Source organism: Pseudanabaena biceps PCC 7429 (assembly GCF_000332215.1).
Classification (GTDB): domain Bacteria; phylum Cyanobacteriota; class Cyanobacteriia; order Pseudanabaenales; family Pseudanabaenaceae; genus Pseudanabaena; species Pseudanabaena biceps.
On the sequence record NZ_ALWB01000032.1, the window covers coordinates 1 to 12,352 of the forward strand.

Annotated in this window: 8 protein-coding genes; 5 read left to right on the forward strand and 3 right to left on the reverse strand. The window is 37.4% G+C overall.

Translation table 11 applies throughout. The features are described from left to right. Positions 1–258 precede the first annotated feature (258 nt). The 4 genes from PSE7429_RS05730 (at position 259) to PSE7429_RS05745 (ending at position 7,033) form a co-directional block, all read left to right on the forward strand. A complete protein-coding gene (locus PSE7429_RS05730) occupies positions 259–900 on the forward strand; it encodes a type IV pilin-like G/H family protein (RefSeq protein WP_009626142.1) in 642 nt (213 codons plus the stop codon). 298 nt (positions 901–1,198) lie between these two features. After that, positions 1,199–3,409 carry an O-linked N-acetylglucosamine transferase, SPINDLY family protein gene (locus tag PSE7429_RS05735; protein ID WP_009626143.1) on the forward strand — a complete coding sequence of 737 codons (2,211 nt, stop codon included), beginning with the start codon at positions 1,199–1,201 and terminating at the stop codon, positions 3,407–3,409. 2 nt (positions 3,410–3,411) lie between these two features. Continuing rightward, positions 3,412–5,637: an O-linked N-acetylglucosamine transferase, SPINDLY family protein gene (locus tag PSE7429_RS05740; protein WP_009626144.1), complete on the forward strand. Its 2,226-nt coding sequence runs from the start codon at positions 3,412–3,414 to the stop codon at positions 5,635–5,637. An 88-nt stretch (positions 5,638–5,725) separates the two neighbouring features. After that, complete coding sequence (locus PSE7429_RS05745) at positions 5,726–7,033, forward strand: class I SAM-dependent methyltransferase (RefSeq protein ID WP_009626145.1); 1,308 nt, start codon at positions 5,726–5,728, stop codon at positions 7,031–7,033. A gap of 169 nt (positions 7,034–7,202) precedes the next feature. On the opposite strand, the gene PSE7429_RS05750 is transcribed toward PSE7429_RS05745, so the two are convergent. Both PSE7429_RS05750 and PSE7429_RS05755 read right to left on the reverse strand, forming a co-directional pair. After that, on the reverse strand, positions 7,203–8,192 hold the full coding sequence (locus PSE7429_RS05750) for an FkbM family methyltransferase (protein WP_009626146.1): 990 nt from the start codon (positions 8,190–8,192) through the stop codon (positions 7,203–7,205). Positions 8,193–8,235: 43 nt separating this feature from the next. Then, entirely contained in the window at positions 8,236–9,822 is a 1,587-nt protein-coding gene (locus PSE7429_RS05755) for an FkbM family methyltransferase (protein ID WP_009626147.1), read from the reverse strand. 120 nt (positions 9,823–9,942) lie between these two features. Between PSE7429_RS05755 and lnt the strand changes: the two genes are divergently transcribed. Next, on the forward strand, positions 9,943–11,538 hold the full coding sequence (lnt, locus tag PSE7429_RS05760) for an apolipoprotein N-acyltransferase (RefSeq protein ID WP_009626148.1): 1,596 nt from the start codon (positions 9,943–9,945) through the stop codon (positions 11,536–11,538). A 211-nt stretch (positions 11,539–11,749) separates the two neighbouring features. On the opposite strand, the gene PSE7429_RS05765 is transcribed toward lnt, so the two are convergent. Next, complete coding sequence (locus PSE7429_RS05765; RefSeq protein WP_009626149.1) at positions 11,750–12,193, reverse strand: photosystem I reaction center subunit II PsaD; 444 nt, start codon at positions 12,191–12,193, stop codon at positions 11,750–11,752. Between the last annotated feature and the right edge of the window lie 159 nt (positions 12,194–12,352).

The window sequence follows — 12,352 nt, forward strand, 5'->3', positions numbered from 1 at the left end:
GTTTGCTACGCAAACCCTTTCTCGAAGCCCGTTTCAAATTATCCCGAACTCACGTTGTATTAGCACAGCACATAAAAAAAGAGGTTTAATTTTGTCCTAACAAGACTAGCAGCAGCTATATGTTGTGATAAGGAAGATTGCTTCAATATCGAAGCATTAAAATATTTTTTGATCGTTGATATCATTCCGTTTTTTTGTGGGTAAGTTACTTTCACAACCAAACGGTTAACGTTCTTGACATACACGGGATAAAGAATCATGAAATCTGAATTCAAGACCAAGCTCATTCAACACATCCTCAACAAGAAGAATGGCGAAAAGGGCTTCACCCTAATCGAACTTCTCGTTGTTATTATCATCATCGGTATCCTTGCTGCGATCGCTCTTCCTTCTTTCTTAAATCAAGCTTCTAAAGCTCGTCAATCTGAAGCTAAAACCTATGTTGGCTCTCTAAATCGCGGTCAACAAGCATACTACTTAGAAAAACAACAGTTTGCTCCTAGTCTCGCTACTTTAGCTGTAGGTGTTGCTTTGACTACTGCTAACTATGGTTATACCACTGGTTTCGACACCACATCTGGTGCTCTTGTTGCGGGTAAGAACCAAAGTACCGTTACTAGCGTTGCTATTCCTGGTGCGAGCCAAAATACTCCTGGAGCTTTGGCTGGTGCAGCTACATCAAACCTCAAAGGTTATATTGGCGGTGTAAGTATTTCTACTCCTACTGGCTCCAACGAAGCAACATCCTTGGCAACATTGTGCGAACAAAATCTTGCCCCTGTTAACTCACCCGCTGCTACTGCTTTATATACAACTAGCTCTGCTTTGACCTTTGCCGCAGCCAGTGCACCTGCTTGTACTATAACTGGTCCTGCAGTACCTTCTACTTCAATTCAATAGTGTGATTTAAATTGGGAAGTTTAATTGGAAGATATTTGTTCGAGTTAATAAACAAGTAAAAATATTTACTTGTTTTAAATTCATTCTCCTAATTATTAGTTTTCCCTCTTTCTAAATCACTTATCATCTTGAAAAATATAATGCTCAAGAGTAATTTATAGATTACTATTAGTTTTGAGAAGCGTATTAAACTAGCTTCTCAAAACTAATTTTTTATGTTTGCATGAAAAATATATTTAATTTTTCTCGGAAACAATTCTAGTGTAAGCTTCTCATTTTTTACTATTCATTAACCTAAATGTCTTTTCCTTACGAAACTGATTGGGAAAATAACGCTGATAAACTCTTACTTAGTGAAGAATATGCTAGTGCAGCAAAAATTTACGAAGATAAGATTTTAGTTGAGCCAAATGTTAAGTCGCATTACTGGAAACTAGGAATTTTGCTGCTTCTCCAAGGGCAAGAACTAGAAGCCCATTTTGCTTGGTCGTTGGGAATAGGCGAAGCTACTTTAGAGGAAGTTAATGAATGGACTGAAGACTTATGTAAGCTCCTCTTGAAAGAGGCTTTAAGGCAAGAAGATTTAAAAAGATATCGCAATGCTTGGTTAATTCGTCAACATATTCGTGAAATCGATACAGATAACTTTGATAATTTAGTCCAGATTATTTATCTTTCCCTTCATCTAAAAATACTAACCGATGAATTGATTCAAGATCTGAAGATACTTGAGATATTAGAGTTAAATCATTCGGGCACAAACATTGAAAATAATTCTGTTCTTCAATTAGTTCAGAATGTTTTAGCTTCAGATTTGAATTATGAATTACAGCTAGAGATCGTATCTTTAACATTGCCCTATATTAAAGATGTAAGTTGCTTTATTGAATTAATAGCACCCATAGCCTACAAGCTCAGTGATGTAAATCTAGAAATTGCAACAAAATTTATAAATATTGGTTTAAAAATCAGTCCCAACAACCAAGAATTAATTGGTTATCTAGTTGGGTTTTACCTACAATACCAGCAATTCTCAAAAGCTCTAGAAGTTGCTAGAAAAGCTACATCTCGAAATGATAATTTAATAAACAAAATACTGGCTGATTTTTGTCTTCTAAATGCCCTAGTTAGTGCTGGCGGTAGATGGGAAGAGATCCTATCAGTTTCCCAGCACCAAAAGACTCTTCTTCCATTACTAGATTATCAAAATTTTAATGATATAAGTTCTCACCTATTCATTTCTAGATTTTTTGCTCCTTATATTGACGATAATCCCAAAGATATACGCGTAAATCAAAATCAAATTTCTAGTCTATGTCTCGAAAAAGTTCAACAGGTTTATCAACAACCAGTTGATTATTTCAAATCTCAAAACCTTTCAAAAAGAAGTAACAGAATTGTTAAACCTCTAAAAATTGGCTATCTGTCTAATTGTCTGAGAAAACATTCAATTGGTTGGCTTGCAAGATGGTTATTTAGTTTTCATGATCGTGAACAGTTTCAGATTTACGGTTATTTCCTCAATTACCATCAAAATAACTCAGACCATTTGCAAGAGTGGTACTCAAAACAAGTCTATAAATCTTATAGAGTCGGCATAGAGTCAATAGGAAGCACTCTTGATATATGCAATCAGATTTCTCAAGATGGAATTGACATTCTTGTCGATCTTGATAGTCTTACCTATATGAATTCTTGTGAAATTGTCTCTCTTAAGCCTGCTCCTGTTCAAGTAACTTGGTTAGGCTTTGATGCATCAGGAATTCCAGCCATAGATTATTTCATTGCCGATCCCTATGTTTTACCTGAATCGGCTCAAACATACTATTCTGAGAAAATATGGCGATTACCCCAAACATATATTGCTGTTCAAGGATTTGAGTGTGGTGTTCCTACAATACACCGCAGTCAATTAGATATCCCTGAAGATGCTGTTATATATTTCACTGGGCAAAGAGGATATAAGCGTCATCCTGATAATATCCGTTTGCAAATGAAGATTCTTAAGAATGTGCCTAATTCTTATTTGTTAATTAAGGGTGTGTCAGATGCTAACTCTACAGAAGAATTGTTTTTTAGACTTGCTGAATCCGAGGGAGTAGATTGTGATCGCCTAAAATTTCTTCCACTTACTATGTCTGAACTAGAACACCGAGCGAATTTAACAATTGCTGATGTGGTTTTAGATACTTATCCCTATAATGGAGCTACTACAACTTTAGAGACTTTATGGATGGGAATTCCGATTGTGACTCGCGTTGGTGAGCAATTTGCCTCAAGAAATAGTTACACAATGATGCTGAATGCTGGTTTGGTAGAAGGTATCGCTTGGACTGATGAAGAGTATGTTGAATGGGGTGTCAAACTGGGTACAGATAGCCAATTGAGGCTAGAAATTACTTGGAAGCTTAAGGAGTCTCGTAAATCCGCTCCGATTTGGAATGCTAGACAGTTCGCGAAAGAAATGGAAAAAGCTTATCAGCAAATGTGGGAGATTTATACAAATTGATTATGAGTAATGATATTTCAACAACACAGGCATATTATTCATTAACAGCAGGAGACTATATCCATGCTCAAAGTTTATATGAGATGCTAATCTCTAGTGAACCTCAAATTAAGTCTCACTATTGGTATTTAGGACTTTCCTTACTACTGCAGGGCAAAGAAGAAGAAGCTCAGATTGCTTGGTTGTCAGGTATAGAAGACGATGACATTAGTTACCATGTCGATGAGATCGAACGGTCGACAGAAGAGCTTTGTCAAGTTTTAGAGATTGAAGCTTTGAGGCAAGAGTCGTTGACAGATTATAAATTGTCTTGGCTTATCCGACAGCATATCAGGGAGATAAATCCCAATCAAATTAATAATCTTCTTAAGTTATTTATACTATCTATTGAGATAGGTAACTTCAATATTGAAGAGCTTAATGATTTTAGCTTAATTGAGTTAATGCAATTATCAGATAATCAGAATATTGACAGGTTGTTGCTATTAAAACTTATTGCTAAAATATTAGAGATTGACCCAAGTAATCCATTATCATTTCAATTTATTTCACAATGCTCTGATTATTACATTTCAAACTCGAATGATTTTATTAATGTAGTGAAACCTACGGCTCTTAAAATAGGTTTTGGTCTCAATGACTTTACCCTAGCTGAAAATATGACTGAAGTTTGTCTTGACTTACAACCACAAAACCTTGAATTGTTAAGTCATTTAGCTGCCTTCTCGCGGCGGAATCTTAATTATACTAAGTGTATTGATACAGCAAATATATATCTGTCTTTGGCTACGGATCTTCCAAATCAAATTATCGCTACACATCTAATTTTGGAGGCTTTAATGGCAGCAGGTGAAGATTGGGAATCAATTTTTACTGTCAGTAAATCCCAATTAGAGTTACTACAAAAACTAATCGAAGACAAGCCTAAATATATAGATGTCAATGTGATTAGTAATTTATTTAATGCTACTTTTTTTCAATCTTATCTTACAGATACTCCACAAGCTAATCATTCAATAAGACATAAAATAAACTCTTTATGCCAATCTTATGTTAATCTAATGAAACAGAATTTGCTAAATAAACGCAAAAAAATTAATATTAATGAAAAACTAGTTCATAATAATAAAATTAAAGTTGGTTACTTGTCTACGTGTCTTCGCAGACATTCCATAGGGTGGTTGTCAAGATGGATATTTCAGCATCACGATCACGATCTTTTTTTGGTTCATGCTTATGCCATTTCACCCTTGCCTAACGAAACTGATTCAATCCAAGCGCAAATTGCTTATTACTCAGATAAGGCTTACAGTCTTGACTCAAATGTTGAGAATATTATTAACCAAATTTGTCAGGATGAGATCGATATCCTCATCGATCTTGATAGTGTCACTGGAGGCTTTATTTGTGAGGTTATGGCTCTTAAACCTGCACCGATTCAAGTCACTTGGCTAGGATTTGATGCTTCAGGTATTCCCGCTATTGACTATTTTATTGCCGATCCCTATGTCTTGCCGAAAGATGCTCAGGATTACTACTCAGAAAAAATTTGGCGATTACCTAATACTTATATTGCTGTAGATGGTTTTGAATTTTCCATTCCCTCTATTTCAAGGGAGCAATTGAATATTCCTGATGATGCTGTTGTTTATCTCTGCACACAAACTAGCTACAAGCGTTTTCCAGATACAGTTCATCTACAAATGCAAATCATCAATTCCGTTTCTAATAGCTATTTTTTGATTAAGGGATGGGGCGAAGAAGAAGGAACCAAGAGATTTTTCATAGACATTGCTAAAAAAGAAGGTGTAAGTGAAGATCGATTGAGGTTTTTGCCCCTAGCCGACAGTGAAGCGGAGCACCGTGCCAATCTAAGAATTGCTGATGTGGTTTTAGATACCTATCCCTATAATGGAGCGACCACAACGATGGAAACCCTTTGGATGTGTATCCCTTTAGTAACAAAGGTAGGACAACAATTTTCAGCAAGAAATAGTTATACAATGATGATGAATGTAGGAGTTACTGAAGGGATTTCTTGGACGGATGAGGAATATGTAGAATGGGGAATAAGATTGGGTAAAGATGAAAACTTGCGAAAGCAAATATTTTGGAGATTGAAAGAATCTCGTAAAACTTCTCCACTGTGGGATGCAAAGCAATTTACAAAAGATATAGAAAATGCTTATCAACAGATGTGGAGTAATTATCTAGCTGAGATAAAATAATATCAAAATTAGCTAATAATGAGATTGTTAGTATTATTTAAACCTCTTTTATAAGATTGGTTAATTTGCAAAAATTATAGATTTTAAAATGATAGATCCAAAAGTTAAAATTGTACATGAACAGTTTGATAAGATTCCTTATCCGAATGCTGCTATTGACTTGTCCTTCCAAGATGATATTAACTCACTATTTAAGTACTGTATAACTACACCACATTATCGACGCTTTCAAAAGGTTGTAAATTCAGAGAAAAAATTAATTTTAGATGTTGCCTGTGGCACTGGTTTTTTGACTCAAGCATTAGTTCAAGCTAATCCTGGTGCAAAAGTTATAGGAATCGATATCTCGGAGGAATCAATTAAATGGGCTAAAAGACGGCTAGAGTATCATGGATATAAAGACGTAGAATTCTATGTCATGCCCTTAGAAGATATACCAAAGTTAGGTTTGTTGTTTGATTTTATCCATTGTAACGATACGCTTTATTTATTACCCAATCCAGTAGACGGCTTGAAGGTAATGCGGACGGTTTTAGCTCCTCAAGGAATTATTCAAGGTAATCTGCATAGTATTTATCAGAGACATTATTTTTATCAAGGACACCAGTTATACAGATTTCTGGGATTAATGGATGACTCGCCTAGCGATATAGAATTCTCTTTACTTCGCGAGATTATGAATTCTTTAGATGATAGAGTTATGCTCAAAGAACTAACTTGGAAAGCTAGTTCTGATGATACAACTCTATCAGTCAACTATTTGTTACAGGAAGATAAAGGTTACACAATTCTACAAATGTTCGAAATAATAAGGGATTCTGAATTGGAATTTATTAGTATGACCAATTGGAATCAGTGGAATGTTAGAGATTTGTACAAAGATAGAAATAACCCTTCTGAGTACTTGGATATGGTTCTTTCAACCTCTTCTATTGAGGAGAAACTGCAAATTTATGAACTTTTACACCCAGTAAATCGATTGTTAGATTTTTGGTGCGGTCATATTGGCGAAGGCGATGTTGTTAATCCTCCAGAAGAATGGACAGATGAAAATTGGCAAAATGTTATGGTTTATCTTCATCCTAAGTTGAAACATTCTAAAATTAGAGAATCTTTAGATTTGGCGATATCGCTTTATGCACCATTTAATATTCATGTGTTTCTAAACATCAATTCTTCGCAGCCGATTAGTTTATATACAACATCTTGCGCTTGTATGCATTTGTTATGGGATAAATCTTTAACAGTGAAGGAATTGACACAAGAATGGTTAAGAATTAAACCTGTAAATTGGCTAACTAAAGAATCAATAACTGAAAGGCAAGCTTTTTCTGAAATTAAACAAACATTAATAGAGATGGAATCACTAATGATCGTGCTACTAGAGATTAGTTGATTGTCTATATCCGCAGATAGGTTTTAACTTAACCAACGTGAGTTCGGGATAATTTGAAGCGGGCTTTGAGGAAGGGTTACCATTCCTCAAAGCCCAAAAGTAAAGGCTTTGTTTAGCAATGCCTTTACTTTTGGGCTTTTAAAATTTGCCAACTTAACCTGAACTGACGTTAACTAAATAAGTCTAAATTTGTGGCATGGTCTCGAATTCTCTTGATTACAGGCAAAGAGCTAAGCCCATCTCTAACTAAATCTGGAAATTGAGCTAATCCCTCAATTATGTTGTCAGCAAAGTTATAGTTTGGATCTTTTCCATATTCCAGTGTCAGATATTCTAATATTTCTAAAGAATAGTCTGGGAAATTCATGATATCAGCAATACAAGCTAACTTTAGCATACGAGATGGTGATTTTAGTTTTCTATCGATATCCTCGCGAATTAGATCGCAAAAATAGAAAGCGTCGCCCCAGAGTAACTGCCCTGCTCTTACTGTAGAACAAATCGGTGAGCAAGATCGAGGAATTCGATAAGATTTAGATAGATCAAATAACGTGAAATCATATTTTCTTAAGAATGTATCAACATCAGCAAATAAGGGTTGATTAGTATATAAATGCGAAAATTCAACTTCTATTTGGACAGCTAAAGTACTATGACTTAAGATATTCTTAGCACCTTCCAAAACATCAAGATCAGCTCCCTGAACATCGATTTGTAGAAAGTCAATTTCACTTATTCCTTCATCTTGACAGAATTGATCTAAAGTTATTGTGTCAACCTCAAAGCTGAAATCCAGATTGACAAGTTCTGGAAGTTCCGCTAGTCGCGCTAAATATGGTTCGTTTGGTGGATATAGAGAACTACACATGGGATCTTTTGTGACGTAAAGAGTTCTCTCTTCTATGGATTTACCAAGCACTAAAGGAATATGAATTTCTTTCCAGTTGATTTGTCTTGTCTCAAGTTCAGCATTAGCGGCATCACAAGCATCGGCATCGGCATCAAATCCATAAATACTGAGATTGGGAATAAATATTTGCCACCCCTGACTCGCATAGTCATCTTGACTAACTAACTTTCGAGATCCAACATTACAAATCGTCATATGAATTTGATCTAAGATGCCACTCTTTTTTAAACTTGGAAGAAATACTGACATATACAAATCCTTTAACTTTTTTGAATGGTTAGCAAAAACATGATTATTGAATAATGATTCTCTGAGGTAAAGCAATTATATTTAGTCTATTCTGAAAATCACCATTAACATCAACAGAAATCAGCTTTTGTAAATATGGCTGATAGCGAAATAGCTGATAACCGATACTTCTAAGAAAATCTGCAACAGGCAAATTACTGCCTTGAGAACCTGCAATATTTTCATAGAGAATAATGGGTTTAAATTCAGTAAGAAGGCGATCGCTTCCTTTCAAAACTTGCAGTTCATGCCCCTCGGCATCAATCTTGAGAAAGTCAACTCGACTTACACCATATTTTTCAATGAGGCTATCTAAAGTAAAACATTCAACTTCTTCAACACTACTCTCGTCTCTAGCTTGTCCATCCTCTTCAGAAATAAGCTCATTAAGCTCACTGGCTGAGCTAAGAGATAGTTTTGCCCTGCCATTACGATCGCTAGCTGCCCCCGCACAAACTTTTACCCAATCTAGTTGATTAATTAGGCAAGTTTCGTTTAGATGGGCAACACATTGTGAAAATGGTTCAATAGCTAATACTAAACCCGTTGAGCCAACTCTTTTGGCAGCACTGAATGTATAAACGCCAGCATTAGCCCCAACATCAATCACGGTCATTCCTGCTTTAATCCCATTTCGCCAAAACTCCATCTCTCTCTCAAACCAGTCACCTTGAGCAACCAGCACTGTCGTCACAATACTATGAAAACTTGGCTCAATAGATAAGACTAAATCTTTTTCAAAATCAACGTAAGTATTTTTGCTTTCTAATGCTAATTGCGTCCATTGCCATGCAGCAGTATCACTATTTTGATTTAGACGAATATTATTTGCAGCTTCCAACCAATATCTAGACTTATTGAGATCTCCAATACCACGATAACCAAGGTAAAGTGCTTGTAAAATTGGCACATAAAGTGGATGCAATTGTATAGCATGGTGTAAGTGGACAAGTCCTTCGACCTGACCGCTCATCAATTCTGCAATACCCAGCATTAAACTAATAGTGGGGCTATCGGGAGCAAGTTGATTGGCTAGCCTTAAAAAGCGTATCCCTGAAGAATTGTAAAATATAAACTGCGATCGCCATAAAACTTCAGCAAGTAACATTAATGCCTGAGCATAACCGTTGCTTGCATTAAGAATTGACTCAAATTCTATCGATCTTCTAACAGACAAAGGTAAGTAAATTAATACTGTAGAAATACTTTCAGAAGATGTATAGATAGGTTGAAATAGATTAACAGCGGTATTTAAAGCTAGGGAGACTGCCTTACTATCTTCCCCTAACATACTTTGAATAAGAACATAGTGGGCAGCACAATGTGGACTTTGATCTATGCTAAACCCTCTTTCAAGATTCTCTTTTGCTGATTGAATGAAATTGGCTTTTAGTTCTAGATTTTCAGATTGTTCTGCTTCAATTAAATCTATAACAGCTAAGTTATTCCAATCTGTCGAAGTCTCAGGATTATTCCAGTTCGTATTGTCAAAGATTGATTCGAGGAATGACAAAATGTTTGCATCAATGTCAGGGTAATGACTGAAAAGATATTCAAGATAGGTTTCACTAGGGGAAGAAAACAATTCCATAATTTTGAAATTAAATTGTAGATTGGCTATTCAAAAGCATACTAATCAAGAATTGAGCCAGAAATGAGAAAACCGTATAATTACCATACAAGATAATATCCAAGATAGTCTGGCTTTCCTATGCAAAATTTGCAAAATCTTCTGTTTGCTGCCCTTGGGGGGCTGTTGATGGGACTGACTCCCGATCCCTTTGGTCAATGGTGGCTGGCGTGGATTGCGCTGATGCCTTTGTGGATGTTGGCTCAAAGGCTGAAAGTGAAGGCAGCGATCGCAATGGGAGTGATGTGGGGATTTTGCTATCACAGTATGGCTTTATTTTGGATTACATCTGTACATCCAATGGAGTGGATGGGTGTGCCTTGGTGGAATAGTTTTTTGATTGCTACATTAGTTTGGTTGTTGATTGCGGGATGGGGGGCAGTATTATCGGGGTTATGGGCAGGGGGGATGGCATTATTTACTCAGAAATTGAAGGTGCCGAGTCGGCTGGTTATTGCCTGTGCGATCTTTAGTGGTTTGGAGATTGTTTGGAGCTGGGGACCTCTCTATTGGACAGCACTAGGTTATACCCAGAGTCCTCACGATCTATTACTTCTGCAAGTCAGTCGTCTCTCTGGTCAGCAAACTATGACTTCCGCGATTGTGGCTGTTAATGGATTGTTGGCAGAAACTCTTTTGCAGAAAACTTGGCGCGATCGCTTTGCCTCAGCAAATCATCAGGTAATAATTACGCCGTTGCTTGGTTTTGTAAAACAATGGCGCTATGCGATCGCTGTAATTTTGCTTGTATTAGCAATGGCTGGTTATGGCGCATGGGAAATGCAAAGCGATCGCATGGCAAGCACAAATGGCAAAGCGATCAAAGCAGGTATTATTCAGGGTAACTTCCCGAATATCCTGACGGTTTTACCAAGAGGATGGGAAATTGCCGTTGATAACTATACTAAGGGCTATGAAAAGTTGGCTCAATCTGGAGCGGAAATGATCGTTACACCTGAAACGGCGATTTCCTTTCTCTATCCAAATTACGATGCGCGTCGCGAACCTTTCGATCGTGCGGTTGAGAAATATCGCGTGCCCGTATGGCTAGGAGGTTTTGGTAAGACCCGCAATCCGAATACTGAAGATCCAAATAATTACACAAATAGTCTCTTTCTAATTGATGGTTCTAATCAGATTCTCAGTCAATATGACAAGGTTCGCCTCGTGCCAGTAGGCGAATATATTCCATTTAAAGCAATTTTAGGAGGTCTAATTAAGCGTCTATCACCACTGCGCGGAGAAGTGGAGGCTGGTTCGAGCGAGCAACTGGTCGATACACCTTGGGGGCGGTTTATCTTGGGAATCTGTTATGAATCCGCCTATCCAGCTACCTTTCGATTTCAAACTGCCGCAGGTGGGAAGTTAATTCTCTCCGCTTCCAACAATGCTCATTTTGCTTCCTACATGTCAGCCCAACACCATGCCCAAGATGTCGCTAGAGCCATCGAAAGCGATCGCTGGGCGGTAAGGGCTACCAATACTGGCTATTCAGGCTTTGTCGATCCCAATGGGCGGACGATCTGGCTCTCGCAGGTCAACACCTACGAAACCCATGCAGAAACAGTCTATTTAAGGGATACGAAGACTCTCTATGTGCTCTGGGGCGATTGGATGACCCCTTTACTTGGTGTCACGAGTATTGCTATTTATGCCAAACATCGCTTTATGAATTAAAAAAATAATTAAAACCTAAAATATTGTTGCCGCGCTCCGCGCGGCAACAATATTTTAGGTTTTAGGAGTCCCAAAATGGCGTTGCCATTTTGGGAATTGGTATTTCCTGATACGGTTGCTATACAAAAGCTGCCTCAACCTTGCGATCGCGACAGCTTTTGTAAAAATTAAAAATAAATGAGAGCGATAGGGTAATAGCTTTAGCTATTAATTAGACATCGTAAGTAGCCTTACCAGTAAACTTAACGCTTACGGGGTTAGGATTATCACCAATCTTGCGGCTGACGCTATTTGCGGCAACACGACCAGCATTCACCTTCTCAGGGAATACACCATCGCTAGGATGTAGATAAACTTGGTCGCCATTGGGAAATTCGCGCCAAATCTTATAGTTGGTGATCTTAAATTTACGCAACTGTGTACCTAAAGCTAATGCTTGCTCTTTCTTAGCTAAGTAAAGCAAGTTATCGCCTTTGACCATAGTCGCAGCACCGCCTGTAGGCATTTCAAATACTTGTTCTTTGGGGCTGTCCCAAGAGATCAGGTACTTTTCTTCGGTGAAGGCTGCGTTGAGCAAACCACCAGTGCTACCGCCCCAGATAGGAGTTTTACCCTTGGGGGTAGGTGCAGTCGCTGTTGCTTGTTCTTCTGACATTGAGATTTTCTCCCAAATTGCGTATACGCCTTTGTTATCATTTGCAAAGATATCATTCCTATATACCCCTGCTTCAAGCTTACTTAACGTTACTTTACGAAGCTTGACAAAACTTTTGGAGAAAACTGGTGGTTAATATATTGTTTTCTTGTTTATGGG

Bases quoted from the DNA above. Each gene is read 5' to 3' on its own strand.
- PSE7429_RS05735 (WP_009626143.1), top strand. From the start codon at position 1,199: ATGTCTTTTCCTTACGAAACTGATTGGGAAAATAACGCTGATAAACTC.
- PSE7429_RS05765 (WP_009626149.1), bottom strand. From the start codon at position 12,193: ATGTCAGAAGAACAAGCAACAGCGACTGCACCTACCCCCAAGGGTAAA.
- PSE7429_RS05740 (WP_009626144.1), top strand. From the start codon at position 3,412: ATGAGTAATGATATTTCAACAACACAGGCATATTATTCATTAACAGCA.
- lnt (WP_009626148.1), top strand. From the start codon at position 9,943: ATGCAAAATTTGCAAAATCTTCTGTTTGCTGCCCTTGGGGGGCTGTTG.
- PSE7429_RS05755 (WP_009626147.1), bottom strand. From the start codon at position 9,822: ATGGAATTGTTTTCTTCCCCTAGTGAAACCTATCTTGAATATCTTTTC.
- PSE7429_RS05730 (WP_009626142.1), top strand. From the start codon at position 259: ATGAAATCTGAATTCAAGACCAAGCTCATTCAACACATCCTCAACAAG.
- PSE7429_RS05745 (WP_009626145.1), top strand. From the start codon at position 5,726: ATGATAGATCCAAAAGTTAAAATTGTACATGAACAGTTTGATAAGATT.
- PSE7429_RS05750 (WP_009626146.1), bottom strand. From the start codon at position 8,192: ATGTCAGTATTTCTTCCAAGTTTAAAAAAGAGTGGCATCTTAGATCAA.